Source organism: Marinobacter sp. RI1, assembly GCF_041155085.1.
Taxonomy (GTDB): Bacteria; Pseudomonadota; Gammaproteobacteria; order Pseudomonadales; family Oleiphilaceae; genus Marinobacter; species Marinobacter nauticus.
Window position 1 is genome coordinate 1,951,293 of the sequence record NZ_AP031605.1, and the last position, 14,526, is coordinate 1,965,818.

The following is a 14,526-nucleotide window of genomic DNA, read 5'->3' on the forward strand; positions in this document are numbered from 1 at the left end:
CAGATAGAACGTGGAAGGTTTGGAGAAGAGATGGGCGCAAGAGTAAGTCTTTATAATGGGTGGATGCGCCTGACGGGGCGGCGCCCGCAGTTAGAGCTCTGTCAGGAGTGGTTGAGCAAGCAGTTTTTACCCGCCAGTGAGAGCGGGCGGGCGCATCTGGAATCGTTGTGCGGAATTCTACTTCATGCCTTTCAACATGTTGCTTACTACCGAGACTGTCTTTTACGGGCGGGTTTTGATGACAACGAGATTCGTAATGATCCTATGGCGGCTCTCGGGGCTTTGCCGCTCTTGGACAAGAGGGTTTTACGGGAGCACTTTGAGGCGTTGAAATCAGACGACATTGCCAGCCGAAACTGGCATGTCAATACCAGTGGAGGCAGCACGGGAGAACCCGCGCGCTTTATCCAGGACAGTGAATATCACCTTTATGGGATGGCCGGTAAGGCCTTGTTCGATGTGTGGACAGGTTACAAAGCGGGTGAACCCCGAGTCATTCTTTGGGGGTCTGAGAGGGATTTGTTGGTAGGGCGTGAAACCGTAAAAGCTCGCGTTGGCCGTTTTTTGAGGAACGAAGTTCCTTTGAATACCTTTCGGATGTCTGAGCAGGATCTTCGCCACTTTGTAGATGTTATTAATGAAGTGCGCCCTGTGCAGATTACGGCATACGTTGAGAGTGCCTTTGAGTTAGCAAGGTATGTTGAGCAGCATGGCCTTAAAATACACTCGCCCACTGCCATTCTGACGTCGGCGGGAACACTGTTTCCGCATATGCGTGAGCTGATAGAGAAAGTGTTTCAGACGCGTGTATTTAACCGTTATGGTTCCCGCGAGGTGGGTGACGTCGCATGTAACTGTAAGGAGCAGGACGGCCTGCACGTAAATCCATACACGCACCATGTGGAGATTCTGAGAGAAGACGGCACTCCATGTGTCCCCGGAGAAATCGGGGAAGTGGTTGTGACCTCTCTCACCAACCGTGCAATGCCTCTGTTGCGGTATCGTATCGGGGACCTCGCCTCTTGGGCGGAACAGGCCTGTGAGTGCGGTCGAGCCTGGCCTTTGATGCAAGAAGTTGCAGGGAGGGTCAATAGCATCCTCAAGACTCGAAACGGCACGTTTGCTACAGCTGCTTTGAGTACGATGATGTACTTTAAAGATTCTGAGAAAACGAAACCGTTTTCTTCATTTGGCCGATATCAGCTTGTGCAGAAGGGGGTGGATTATTTGGTTGTCCGTTTGTTGTTGGAGAACGAGGCGCTTTTTGCGGAGGAAAAGCCTTTATTGATCCATAACATCAAGGCTGTATTCGGTAACGATATTATTCTTGATGTAGAAACACCCACTAGCCTGCCCAGTAACCCAAGTGGTAAGCATATCTATATCTGGAGCGAGGTTGAATGACTGGTCATCTGGCAATATTCCTTCCGTCCGTGAGCGGTGGCGGGGCGGAAAGGGTAATGGTCATTCTCGCCAATCGCTTTGCCGAGCAGGGACTTAAGGTTGATCTGGTTCTGGCACAGGCCGAGGGGGCCTATCTTTCCCAGGTTAGTGCCATGGTGAATGTTGTTGACCTGGGAGTGCCTCGAGTTCTTCAGAGTATTCCCAAGCTTGCCAGGTATCTTCGCAGCAGCCGGCCAGATGCCATGCTTTCGGCCCTTGCCCATGCTAATGTCGCAGCAATAATCGCACGTCGGCTCTCTGGTATTAAGGTCCGGCTCGTGGTTAGTGAGCGAGCCAATCTGTCGGTCTCCGCCTCTAATGCGGGAACCTTACGCGCAAAGTTCATGAAGCGGTTTGTCGCGATGGGATACCCTTTCGCTGATCACGTTATTACCGTTTCTAAAGGGGTTGAACAGGATCTGGTAACGGGGCTGGGTCTATCATCGCAGAAGGTTTCCACGGTCTATAACCCGGTGGTAGATCAGGAACTCCTGGAAAAAAGCCAGTTGCCCGTTGAGGATGACTGGTTCAAAAGGGACCAAGCGGTGCCTGTCGTCCTTGGTGTGGGGCGGCTTTCTCCACAAAAGGATTTTACAACCTTACTGAAAGCCTTCAGCCGGGTTCGCGAAGAGAGACCGGTTAGGTTGGTTATTCTGGGGGAAGGGCCGCTGCACTCGGAGCTTGAGAAACTGGCGACAGAGCTCGGGGTTCAAGGTGATGTTCGGTTGGCGGGATTCAAAGATAATCCTTTCCCTTACATGCGCCATTGCTCGGTTTTTGTGCTTTCTTCTGCCTGGGAAGGGCTTCCCGGCGCTTTGATTCAGGCGATGGCCTGCGGTGCCCCGGTTGTATCGACTGATTGCCCCGATGGTCCGGCTGAGATCCTCGAAAAGGGCCGGTGGGGGAGTTTGGTGCCCATTGGCGATGTTGGAGCGATGGCCAAAGCCATAAGCAGCGCACTTGCAGCCTCAGATCAGCCGGACGTTTCCCGCAGGGCCATGGATTTTACGGTTGACCAGGCGGTGGCGAATTATCTGGATATTCTTTTGCCCGGACACGGTGATGGGCATCCGGAATCTCTGAACAATTATAATCCTGGTCGGTAGCATGCAATCTAACTCGTTTGTTGAAAATTCAGGACACTCCCTGGAGGGGTATCGAGGGTGGTGGACCAGACTTGCCGGACATCTTGGGGCGGTCTATCCATTTTACGATTTGGCATCACCTGATTATTTTTCACTTGAAATTGCCGACGTCATCGCGAAAAGGGTTTCCAGAAGCGCGCCTGTGGAGCTGGATAGAACGGCTGTTGCTTGCAAAGTTGGCCTGCCTTATTTGTTGGGCAATCGAACGCTTGTAAAGGGCGTTGAACGGGCACCCTGGGTCGAACGGCCCGTCAGCCCTGGCGAATGGCAGCTTATGCCGCTTCCTGATCACGGCAGTGCTCACCCTGATAAAGATGAGTTTCTGGAAAAGTTTATTCAGGCACTACGGTTGGAACTCGAGGGCTATGTCGGCAACTCGCGCATGGTTGGGATATTGTTGAGCGGCGGCATGGATAGCAGGGTTGTCGCAGGTGTGCTACGCGAGGTTGAGCTACAGAACCCTGGTCGGTTCGACGTAGTGGCTCTGTCCTGGGGAGCAGTGGGCTCAAGGGATGTCGTTTACGCTGAGCGTATTGCCCGGCAATTTGGATGGTCATTTGAACATTTTCCTATAAACGCCGAGACGCTTCGGGAAAACATCGATATCGCCGGGTATGCCGGGGCGGAGGTTTCGCCGCTACATTTGCATGCCATGCCGGCCATCGCCAAGCTTGAGAATATAGATCTTGTGCTCGCGGGCAGTTATGGCGACAGCGTTGGGCGAGCCGAGTTCTCTGGTGTGAGAGTCGCTAACCTTAAGCCCATCCTACCCTCGAATATAGATCCGTTTGGAGTCTTGAGGCATTCCGTAAAAAAAGCCGCAGAGCCGGAATTGGCGAGGGATGTTCGTTGCTCTGGCCATTTCCGGTCCGAGAACTCGTCTTTGCGCAATTTTGAAATTGAGCAGGAAATGCACTACATGCGGCGTATGCTGCAAAGCTGCATGTTGCATATTGGCCGTGAGATCCCCCTGTACCAAATGTTCACGGCACCGGCTGTATTTGGGCTGATGTGGCAACTTGCGCCTGAAGAAAGAGGCGATCACTGGTACCAGTATGTTCTCGAGGCGTTGCCGGGGCGGCTGTTGGATATCCCGTGGGCGCGGACCGGAACTCGTTATCTTGAGCAGTCTGGTGAGGCTGACCAATTACCCAAGGACTATCATGCCTATGGCGAGTGGCTGCGTAACGATCTTCAGGATCTGGTGGTATCCCGGGTTAACAGCGACGTTATCCGTGGTCTGGGTATATTCAACGACAAGGGGCTTGATAAGGCGCTTCGTAATTGGCTGAAAGCAGAAACGAAGGGCAGCAACTCCCTGGACGAGTTGATCTCTTGGTTAGCCTCCCTCTATACGTTTCTTGAAGCCTACCCGGTGTCATGTCAGCTTGCCGAGCCCAACGTTGTTGGCGATGCTTTTTCCGCTATGCGTGGCAGTCTGTATGGGAACCTTTATGTTCGCGCCAGAAATTTTTTCAGAGAGTGATTGAGGTGTTCTTGTACAGGGACAAGCGGTCTGCTTTTACTTGGGGGTTCAAAGCGCTTGGCTCGGGCCGTTTAGGTGGGTTGAGTCGCCAATGAAGGTTTTACATGTTATTACCAGTTTGGACGCCGGTGGTGCGGAGGGTGTGCTTACCAGATTATGTGAGGCTGATAAATCCAATGATCATCACGTCGTTTCCTTGATGGACGAAGGGGTATACGGGGAGGTGCTTCTTAAGGCCGGCGTTGGCGTCTCGTGCTTAAGGTTGCCCAAAGGTGCCGTATCCGCCAAAGGGCTGTTCAAGCTCTGGCGCATTATCCGGAACACTCAGCCGAACGTGATTCAAACCTGGATGTACCATGCCGATTTTCTTGGAGGCCTGGTAGGGCGTCTGGCCGGAGTTCGCAACATAGTCTGGGGCATCAGAAATACAGAACTCGAACCAGGAAAGTCCAGCCGTTCTGCGATTCTGGTGGCAAAGCTGTGTGCCCGGCTATCGAGCCGGATTCCGGCCAGAATTGCCGTGTGTGCTGAAAAGGCTGCCATTGTTCATGAAAACCTGGGGTACTGCAGAGAAAAAATGGTTTTGGTTCCGAACGGTTATGATTTATCTCGCTTCCGGCCGGTTTCAGAGTCGGGCTCCGCTTTACGCCGGGAGTTGGGTATTTCCGACACCAGTTTCTTAATGGGTATGGTCGCGCGCTTTGATCCGTTTAAAGACCACGAGACCCTGTTTGCGGCGCTTGATCTTTTAGCGGCCGAAGGAGTGGATTTTCAGTGCTTGCTGGTAGGGACTGGCATGACCTCTGAGAATACGGAACTAAATGAAGCGCTGATGAAAAGGAGCCTCAGCCAAAGGATAGTTCTTGCCGGGAGGCGGAGTGATATTCCAGAGGTAATGTCCGCCCTGGATCTTCATGTGTTGTCGAGTTCCAGCGAAGCTTTCCCAAACGTTCTCGCCGAGGCTATGGCGTGCGGAACGCCCTGTGTTTCGACCGACGTGGGTGATGCAGCCCTCATAGTCGGCGATACTGGTTGGATAGTGCCACCGGGAAGCCCTGAACAGTTGGCCAATGCATTGCGATCTGCAGTCTTGGAATATCGTCTCGTGGAGGATTGGCAGAATCGTAAGAGGGAGGCAAGGAAACGAATCGAACAACGGTTTTCCTTGGAAGGCATGGTTGCCAATTTTAATTCGCTTTGGAGCGATATTTTGAGGTGATGAGTGTTATTGGATGCGCAGCGTTCCGACCATCTAGCTCGCTTGATTTTATTACTGTTTATTTTTTCCATTCCCTGGGAAGAAATGGTTGTAATTCCCGGCGTTGGTACTTTGACAAAAATTCTGGGCGCCCTGGGCGCTTTTTGTGTTCTCATTTTTTTAGCGGTTGACAGGCGTGCCTATTGGCACATTTTTTTTGTTGTCGCAGGGGCGTTCGTCGCTTGGAGTGCTTTGAGTATTGGCTGGTCCATAAACAGGGACGCCACGGTGCTCCGAGTGGTCACTTATGTGCAGTTACTTGGCATGACGTTTCTGATCTTTCAGGTGGCGAACAAGGCTTTTATTAAACACGCTGTGGTTGCTTTCTCCCTGGGGTGTTGGGTTTTAGTCTTGGGTACGTTTCATCAGTTTGTTCTCGGAATCGAGGCTCACCACCAAAGGTTTTCTGCGCCTGGAACCAATCCCAATACTTTGGCTTCAGCAATTGCGCTCGCGTTACCAATGGCAGTGCTTGCTATGCGTGACAAAAGCCTTTCACCTTGGCTTTTTATTGGTTTACTCGCATTTGTTCCGGCTGGCCTGATAACGATTATCCTGACAGGCTCCCGAGCTGGGTTTGTGTTGATGAGTCTGTCGCTGCTTGCCCTGTGCGGGTACCTGGCAAGTCTATCTCGAAGATTTCGCTGGAGAACGTTGCTGTTTTGGGCAATGGCAACGGTAGTCCTAATCAGTGCAACGCCTCTTGAGACAGCGCAGCGAGGGGCAGGTACCTTCAGCGAAATTCAAGCGTTTTTATTTAGCGATTGGGATGGTGAGCGTGCTGAGGCTCCGGAAGCAGCCCCTGACGGTCGAGATTTGCCACATTCTTCGGAAATGGAAGATAAGGAAGCAGGCACCCTGAGCAGCCGAACCGAAATATGGTCGGCTGGCTGGCAGGTATTCCTGGATAATCGTTGGGCTGGCGTGGGTGCCGGTGCCTTTGCATCGGCAGTAGAGAATGTGATTGGTCAACCCCAGGCCCCCCATAATGTCTACTTGGGGCTATCTGTTGAGGGTGGAATTCCGGGCTTGGTGCTTTGGTTGCTGATTATGATGATTGCTTTGCTCGCGTGCCGAGACGTGCCTGACGAGGCGCGTAAATACCTGGCGTTGATTCTGGTGATGCTGTTTCTGATGTTTTTGGTGGGTAATTCCGAGTGGCGCAAGATGACCTGGTTGCTGTTGGTCTTGCCTGCGTGTTTTTCCAGAAAAAAGCGTTTCCCACTTGCTTTTGGTTTGGAGAGCAAGACGTGAAGGTTGTTTATGTCATTACCCGTTCTGATGTAATGGGAGGAGCCAGCGTACATTTGTTGGATTTGGCCAAAGGTGTGCAGGATCTCGGCCACGAGGTCACAATTCTTGTGGGGGGGCGAGGTCTCGTGGTTGACCGTGCAAAACAGCGTGGTCTTGACTGTCGCCCCCTCGAGTATCTGGTTCGGGAAATATCGCCCTGGGTCGATTTTAAAGGCTATCTGGAATTGCGTAGAGTTTTATCGGAGCTCAGGCCCGATATTGTTCACTTGCATTCCGCGAAAGCCGGAATTTTGGGCCGTTTAGTAGCTTGGCGATGCGCTATACCTGCAGTCTATACGGCCCACGGTTGGCCCTTTACCGAGGGAGTGTCAGAGAGAAAACGAAAAGTGTTTGCTTTCATTGAGCGTGCAATGGCCAGAATCAGTAACCGGATTATTACCGTCTCCGAGTATGATCGGGATATTGCAATTGCTCAAAAGGTTGCTGATAAAAAGCAAATGGTAGTGGTTCACAATGGCATACCGGATGACGCTCCTCAGCCGAACCTGCAGCGTCGCTCCCGAGCCGTAAAACTGATCATGGTGGCCAGATTTGAAGATCCGAAAGATCAGTGTGCTTTGCTTCGGGCACTTTCCTGTGTTCGTCAGTTGGACTGGCGTCTCGAACTTGTTGGCGATGGCCCGAGGCTCGACGAGAACAAGAAGCTTGCCGAGCAACTTGATCTGTCTGATCGCGTGGTCTTTCTGGGCGCAAGGGATGACGTTCCGCAGCGTTTGAATGATGCCGATGTTTTGGTGCTCGTGTCTCGATGGGAAGGATTGCCGCTGACCGTTTTGGAGGCCATGCGTGCAGGCATACCGGTGATCTCGTCGAATGTTGGCGGCGTCAGCGAGGCGGTATCTGATGGTAAGACGGGGTTCCTGGTTCCGCGAGAGGGGCAATCTGAACTGGTAGGAGCTCTGACAAAGCTTGTCGGAGATGCGGATTTGCGCAGAACGATGGGGGAGGCCGGGCGTTCACGGTACGAGGTTGAGTTTACCTTTAACACCATGTTGGCACGCACCGTTGATGTCTATCGGGATGCCTTGGGGGGCGTAACGTGAAGGTTGTATTAACGGGAGCCTCAGGGTTTGTTGGGCGGGCACTGGGGAATGCCCTTTCGGCCACGAGTAGGATCACCGCAGTGACGGGGCTGGTTCGCGCGCCCGTTACTGGTGTTGGTTTTGATACCCGGGTCATCAACGATCTCTCGGATAAAAAGGGACTCCAGGACTCTTTTCGTGGCGCTGATGTTGTTGTTCATCTGGCAGCAAGGGCCCATGTACTGGGTGACGAGAGTCAAGAACCTTTATCGGAATTCCGTCGTGTAAATGTGGAAGGTACTTTGAATGTTGCAAAGGCAGCGTTGGAATCGGGCGTAAGCCGTTTGGTCTTTCTGAGTTCAATCGGTGTTCATGGCAATAAAACAGAGGGGAATCCATTTAGTGAAAAGTCGATCCCTGATCCTGTTTCTGACTATGCGCTGTCAAAGTGGGAGGCGGAAGAGTCACTCCGTAATTTGTGTGCCGGCTCATTGATGGAACTGGTTATTGTCCGGCCACCGCTGGTTTATGCTGGGCAGGCTCCGGGTAATTTTGGCAGATTGTTGAAACTGGTGTCAGCCGGAATACCGCTGCCTTTTGGGGCGGTATCGAATTTCCGTAGCATGGTCGCCTTGGATAACCTTGTCGATTTCTTACAAAGCTGTATTTTGCATCCTGAAGCCAGCAATGAGACTTTCTTGATATCTGATGGCGTGGATCTGTCGTTGGCGCAGATTATCGGTTGTCTGGCTGAGGGAATGTCAAAGCGGGTGATTCTGGTTCCAGTGCCGGTCGCCATTCTTTCTTTAGGCGCTAACATACTGGGTAAAGGCGCTATAATCGAACAGCTTTGCGGGTCTCTTCAAGTGGATTCAGGAAAAGCTCGCCGGGTATTGGGTTGGACTCCGGTCCTAGACGCAAGGCAAGCGTTGAAAGACGCCGGTAAGCATTATTCTCTGCTGAAATCGGCCGAGGATGATGCTTAAGACGTTTTATTTTTGGAGTGTTCGAGTGATTCGTGCGTTAGATTTGTTTTTCTCCTTGTTTGGTCTATTGCTTGGTTTACCGTTGCTAGTCGTTTTATTTCTTGTCGGTCTTTTTGACACTGGTTCGCCGATTTTCAGCCAGGAGCGGGTTGGTCTAAACAAGAAACCGTTTACCCTTGTTAAATTTCGAACGATGAGAAAGGGAACCGCTTCTGTAGCAAGCCACTTGGCAAGTGGTGAAGCCATTACGCCTTTTGGTCGTTTTTTACGGAGAACCAAGTTGGATGAGCTCCCTCAGCTGTGGAACGTCTTAAAAGGGGAGATGAGCCTTGTGGGGCCTCGTCCATGTCTGTTCAATCAGGATGAACTGATCCGGGAAAGGCAGGAGCGAGGCGTGTTTGATGTTCGCCCGGGGATTACGGGCTTGGCTCAGGTTAGCGATATTGATATGTCTACCCCGAGGTTGCTGGCGGAAACAGACGAAAAGATGATCAGGAACCTCGGGATTGCTGACTATTTCAGATATATTTTTATGACGGTGACGGGCAAAGGGGCAGGAGATCGAGTAAGGAGTTGATTTCTTATTGTTTTTAACGTGATTTTTATCAAGGGATAAGCTTTGTCATCAGATCTGATCAACAAGATACTCGGGCTGTCTCGTCCGGTAAAACGGTTCGTTTCCGTGGTTACGGATGCACTACTGCTCTCATTTGCAGCCTGGGCAGCTTTTGCGTTGAGGTTCGAGGATTTAGCCTGGGTACCTTCAAATAAGCAGTTTTTGGTATCTTTTGCGACGGTTCTGGTGACTATTGCCGCATTCATTAAACTGGGGCTTTATCGTGCCGTTATTCGCTACTTAAGCGAACATGCCTTTTTAGCAATCATTAGTGGTGTGGTGGTTTCCAGCCTTTCTCTTATTGTGTTTGGTTATTTGTTCCAAACTCTGGTACCCAGATCGGTTCCGGTGATTTACGGTGCCTTTGCGTTTTTGTTGGTTGCCGGCACACGATTCTCCGTAAGAGCACTGGTGCGCCGGAGTGGCGAAAAGGTCAAAGACGGTGTGTTGATTGTTGGTGCCGGGTTAAAGGGTATGCAACTCGCATCTGCTTTGTCACAGGGGGTTGAGTACCGGCCAGTTGGTTTTATTTCAACAGTAGAATCAAATCACAAGTCATTGATTGGCAACTTACCAGTTTACTCGATCAAGCACATTGAAAAGATTATCCGAAAGCTCGACGCGTCACGTGTGCTGCTGGCACTCGAAGATTCAACACCCGTTGACCGAAAATCCCTGATGCAGACCCTTGAACGGCTCTCTGTGCCTGTTCAAACGGTTCCTTCAATGTCGGAGCTCGTTTCGGGACAGGCCAGGATCAATGACATACGGGACCTGGAAATAGAGGACCTTTTAGGGCGAGATCCCGTTAGACCAGACGCTGCTACGGTAGCTAAGAGTTTGTACGGTAAATCCGTAATGGTCACAGGAGCTGGCGGCTCAATTGGTTCAGAATTGTGCCGACAGATTCTGATTCATAAGCCCCGGGTGTTGGTCTTGTTTGAGCAATCGGAGTTTTCCCTTTATTCCATTGAGCGTGAGTTGCAGTCGATTAATCAGATCGAGGGGCTAGGAGTATCCATCCACGCTGTTCTGGGGAGTGTCACCCATCGCCGTCGCTGTGAAGCGGTAATGCGCGCTTTTGGTATTCAGGCGGTCTACCACGCAGCGGCCTATAAACATGTGCCTCTAGTCGAGCACAATGTGATTGAAGGTCTCCAGAACAATGTTTTTGGTACTTGGCACACAGCGGAAGCTGCTATCGCTGCAAAAGTGGAACGTTTTGTACTGATCTCGACCGATAAGGCCGTTCGCCCGACCAATGTTATGGGCGCAACCAAAAGAATGGCAGAACTCGTTTTGCAAGGCTTGGCGCAACGTCAAAATGAGACGGTTTTCTCTATGGTGCGCTTTGGCAATGTACTGGGTTCCTCCGGTTCTGTGGTGCCATTGTTCCGTGATCAGATTCGTGACGGTGGTCCAGTTACTGTGACCCATCCGGATATCATTCGGTATTTCATGACAATACCCGAGGCCAGCCAGCTTGTTTTACAGGCCGGAAGCATGGGCGAGGGGGGCGAGGTTTTTGTCCTTGATATGGGTGAACCGGTGAAAATAGCTGACCTTGCCAGAAAGATGATTCATTTGATGGGGCTGAGGGAACGCAGCTCCGAACATCCGAACGGTGATATTGAGATTATCTATACAGGACTGCGCCCCGGTGAAAAGCTCTATGAGGAGCTACTGATCGGGGATAATCCACAGGGAACCGCGCATCCTCGGATAATGATGGCCAGAGAAGCGTCAATGACCTGGCCTAAGGTTGAGGACCTGATGGGCCGGTTGGCTCAAGCTAGTCAATCGTTTGATTGTGGTTCAGTCATTGCGTTGTTAAAAGAGGCGGGAACGGGATACTCCCCTGCCGGCAAAACATCGGATCTTGTGTGGTGTCGTGGCGAGGATAGCCGACCCGGTGCTGAAACGAGCAATAAGGTAATCCGCTTAAACTGACGAACAGATCTTTAAACAAGGATGTTGGGATGGTATCAGTTCAACACCACGGCGCCGTTACCGGCGTCACTGGATCCTGCCATGAGCTCCGCTTGTCGGGCTTTGGTGTTCTAATTGATTGCGGACTTTTTCAGGGCCAGGAACAGGGCCGCGATTCATCTGCCAATAGCTTGGCGATTGATTTCCCAATTGATCATATCCGCGCACTGATCGTAACCCATGTACACATAGACCACGTGGGCAGGATCCCCTACCTTTTGGCCGCCGGATTTGACGGCCCCATCATCTGCTCCGAACCCTCGGCCGTCATGCTCCCGGAAATCCTTGAGGATGCCCTCAGAATCGGTTTCACTCGAGACCGCGGCTTAATCAATAGAGTTCTGGACAAGATTCGCTCGCAGCTCGTGCCGTTGTCTTATAACCAGTGGCATGAGGTATTCAGTGGTAACTCGGAATCGTTGAACGTACGTCTGCAACGTGCGGGGCATATTTTGGGCTCTGCCTATGTGGAATGTGATGTTCATACCGCGGAAGGAGATGAGCGTATCGTGTTCAGCGGGGATTTGGGCGCACCGCATTCACCGCTGCTGCCTGCACCGGAATCGCCCGAGAAAGCGGATCGATTGATTATAGAGAGCACCTACGGCGATAAGAATCACGAAGACCGGGAAACCCGCCGATATCGTTTGAAGTCGGTTCTTGAACATGCGTTGGAGGATGGCGGTACGGTTCTGATTCCGGCATTCAGTATCGGTCGCACCCAGGAATTGCTTTACGAGATAGAGGGCCTGATTGCGGAATTTGGTGATGAGGCCATTGAGCAAACTGGCGATTCCTCGTCTTCCATTGCTTTGAATTGGAAGGACCTTGAGATCGTTGTGGACTCACCTCTGGCGGCCGAGTTCACGCGAATCTACCGGGATCTTAAGCCATACTGGGATAACGAGGCCCGTGCCTTGGTAAAAGCCGGAAGGCATCCGCTATCGTTTGAGCAACTGACGGTTATTGGTTCCCATGAAGATCACCTGAATGCCGTGGACTATCTGGCCCGATCACATCGGCCCTGCGTGGTAATTGCGGGATCCGGCATGTGTGCCGGCGGCCGAGTGGTGAATTACCTTAAGGCTATGTTGGGCGATCGGCGTAACGATGTTCTTTTTGTTGGATATCAGGCTGCCGGTACGCCGGGCAGAGATATTCTTACCTATGGCCCCAAGGGCGGTTGGGTTGAATTGGACGGAGAGCGGTATGACATCCGGGCCCGAATTCATTCGGTTGGTGGGTATTCAGCCCATGCGGGACAGGCCGATTTGCTACGATTTGTTCATGGCATTCCCCGCCAGCCGACGGAGATTCGTATTGTTCATGGCGATGTGGGCGCAAAAGAGGCATTGAAGGTAGAATTGCAAGCAGTGGCACCTGAATCCAACGTCTTGATTCCGGCTTGCTAAACAGAATCTAAAGGATAAATCCGAGGTATTTGGAGGGATGATGAAGAAAATTGCGGTCGTAGGCCTGGGATACGTTGGTTTGCCTTTGGCAGCTGCATTTGGCGAGAAGCGAGAGGTGGTTGGTTTTGATATCAACACCAAGCGAATCGCCGAACTCAAGGACGGTGTAGATTTCACTCGCGAGGTTTCCTCCGAAGAGCTGGCTACTTCCAGGTATTTGTCCTTCACGGATTCACTGGATGGCATTGCCGGTTGCCAGATTTATATCGTCACAGTCCCAACGCCCATCGACGAGTACAAATCGCCGGATCTGACCCCATTGGTAAAAGCCAGTGAAAGCGTGGGTAAGGTCTTGAAGAAAGGCGATATCGTTATTTATGAATCCACGGTGTTCCCCGGTGCCACTGAGGAAGTCTGCGTTCCGGTTCTGGAGAAGGTATCCGGCTTGAAATTCAACCAGGATTTCTTCGCTGGTTACAGCCCGGAGCGTATCAACCCGGGCGATAAAGAGCATCGAGTTACCACCATTATGAAGGTAACCTCCGGCTCCACTCCTGAGATTGCCGATGAGGTCAATGATCTTTATGCCGGCATCATTACTGCGGGAACCCATAAGGCCAGTTCCATCAAGGTAGCGGAAGCGGCAAAGGTCATTGAAAACACTCAGCGGGATTTGAATATTGCGCTGATGAATGAGCTGTCTATGATCTTTGCCCGTATCGGCATAGATACTCATGAGGTGTTGGCTGCTGCTGGCACGAAATGGAACTTTCTTCCATTCAAGCCAGGTTTGGTTGGCGGGCATTGTATTGGTGTAGATCCGTATTACCTCACCCATAAGGCCCAGGCCATTGGTTATCATCCCGAGATTATTCTTGCTGGCCGCCGTGTGAACGACAATATGGGGCCATACGCAGCCGCTGAACTGGTCAAAGCAATGATCAAGAAGGGGCACACTATTGCCAATTCGAAGGTGTTGGTGATGGGGCTGACCTTTAAGGAAAACTGCCCGGATTTGCGTAATACCCGCGTTATTGATGTGGTGAATGAGCTGAAGGATTTTGGTTGTCAGGTAGATGTCACGGATTGCTGGGCGAATAATGAAGAGGCTGAGCATGAGTATGGTATTTCGCTGGTTTCGCAACCAGAACAAGGCAAATATGACGCGGTATTCCTGGCAGTTCCACATCGCGAATATGCCCGCATGACGGCAGAAGAATTAAGGTTATATACTAATTCCAATGGTGTTTTTTTCGATTTGAAAGGCGTGCTGCCTTTGGGGCAAGCAGATCTTCGTCTCTGAAGTATTCCGCATGTATGAATAAGCCGGCCAGAGGGCCGGCTTATTTATTAAGCAACCGTAAATATAATATTTTGCCTTGCTGGTAAATCTCTATTAATATTGCGTCGACACTCGGTCATATTCCGCAGTATTAAAACCCACAGAGATAGGTTTTATATCCATGGCAAAAATCAACGATTACTATCAAAAGAAACAGCTGATGGAGAAGCTGGCTGCCGAGCTGGAGAAGCTTGAGAAAGATCAAGCATTGAAAAGCGAACTGGAATTTGAAAATAAAGTTCGTGATTTGATGACCGAATACGAGAAATCTCCGAAAGACGTACTGCAGATTTTGTCTGCGATTGATCCGTCCATCGCCGGCGCCAAGGTTGAGGGTGCTGGCACCGGGCGTGCAAAGCGCCCAATGAAAACCTACAAGAATCCTCATACCGGCGAGGTTGTGAAAACCCGTGGTGGTAATCACAAGACTCTGAATGAGTGGCGTGAAAAGTACGGCAAGGAAGCGGTACAGAGCTGGCAGCAGGATTAAGCCGGTTTTATTGGCCCCGGCCG

General features: G+C 51.4%; 12 protein-coding genes. All 12 read left to right on the forward strand.

The window, feature by feature from the left end:
- The first annotated feature begins 30 nt into the window (after positions 1 to 30).
- Entirely contained in the window at positions 31 to 1,404 is a 1,374-nt protein-coding gene (locus tag ACAM27_RS08755; RefSeq protein WP_369611785.1) for a phenylacetate--CoA ligase family protein, read from the forward strand.
- The gene (locus ACAM27_RS08760) at positions 1,401 to 2,549 is read left to right on the forward strand and encodes a glycosyltransferase (protein ID WP_369611786.1); all 1,149 of its coding nucleotides are present in this window, start codon (positions 1,401 to 1,403) and stop codon (positions 2,547 to 2,549) included. The genes ACAM27_RS08755 and ACAM27_RS08760 overlap by 4 nt, the downstream gene beginning before the upstream one ends.
- 1 nt (position 2,550) lies before the next feature.
- Positions 2,551 to 4,074 (forward strand): asparagine synthase-related protein, encoded by a 1,524-nt coding sequence (locus ACAM27_RS08765; protein WP_369611787.1) that lies wholly within the window; start codon positions 2,551 to 2,553, stop codon positions 4,072 to 4,074.
- A 91-nt stretch (positions 4,075 to 4,165) separates the two neighbouring features.
- Positions 4,166 to 5,293, forward strand: a complete 1,128-nt coding sequence (locus ACAM27_RS08770) for a glycosyltransferase family 4 protein (RefSeq protein WP_369611788.1) — start codon at positions 4,166 to 4,168, stop codon at positions 5,291 to 5,293.
- 9 nt (positions 5,294 to 5,302) lie between these two features.
- A complete protein-coding gene (locus ACAM27_RS08775; protein WP_369611789.1) occupies positions 5,303 to 6,586 on the forward strand; it encodes an O-antigen ligase family protein in 1,284 nt (427 codons plus the stop codon).
- Positions 6,583 to 7,689, forward strand: a complete 1,107-nt coding sequence (locus ACAM27_RS08780) for a glycosyltransferase family 4 protein (RefSeq protein WP_369611790.1) — start codon at positions 6,583 to 6,585, stop codon at positions 7,687 to 7,689. The genes ACAM27_RS08775 and ACAM27_RS08780 overlap by 4 nt, the downstream gene beginning before the upstream one ends.
- A complete protein-coding gene (locus tag ACAM27_RS08785) occupies positions 7,686 to 8,654 on the forward strand; it encodes an NAD-dependent epimerase/dehydratase family protein (RefSeq protein WP_369611791.1) in 969 nt (322 codons plus the stop codon). Before ACAM27_RS08780 ends, ACAM27_RS08785 begins: the two co-directional genes overlap by 4 nt.
- Before the next feature lie 25 nt (positions 8,655 to 8,679).
- A complete protein-coding gene (locus ACAM27_RS08790; RefSeq protein WP_369611792.1) occupies positions 8,680 to 9,231 on the forward strand; it encodes a sugar transferase in 552 nt (183 codons plus the stop codon).
- A gap of 42 nt (positions 9,232 to 9,273) precedes the next feature.
- Positions 9,274 to 11,220 (forward strand): nucleoside-diphosphate sugar epimerase/dehydratase, encoded by a 1,947-nt coding sequence (locus ACAM27_RS08795; RefSeq protein WP_236074926.1) that lies wholly within the window; start codon positions 9,274 to 9,276, stop codon positions 11,218 to 11,220.
- A 29-nt stretch (positions 11,221 to 11,249) separates the two neighbouring features.
- Positions 11,250 to 12,671, forward strand: a complete 1,422-nt coding sequence (locus ACAM27_RS08800) for an MBL fold metallo-hydrolase (protein ID WP_369611793.1) — start codon at positions 11,250 to 11,252, stop codon at positions 12,669 to 12,671.
- 40 nt (positions 12,672 to 12,711) lie between these two features.
- Positions 12,712 to 13,974, forward strand: coding sequence for a Vi polysaccharide biosynthesis UDP-N-acetylglucosamine C-6 dehydrogenase TviB (gene tviB, locus ACAM27_RS08805; protein WP_369612873.1), 1,263 nt, complete (start codon positions 12,712 to 12,714; stop codon positions 13,972 to 13,974).
- 160 nt (positions 13,975 to 14,134) lie between these two features.
- Positions 14,135 to 14,503, forward strand: coding sequence for a histone-like nucleoid-structuring protein, MvaT/MvaU family (locus ACAM27_RS08810; RefSeq protein ID WP_153741682.1), 369 nt, complete (start codon positions 14,135 to 14,137; stop codon positions 14,501 to 14,503).
- Positions 14,504 to 14,526: the final 23 nt, after the last annotated feature.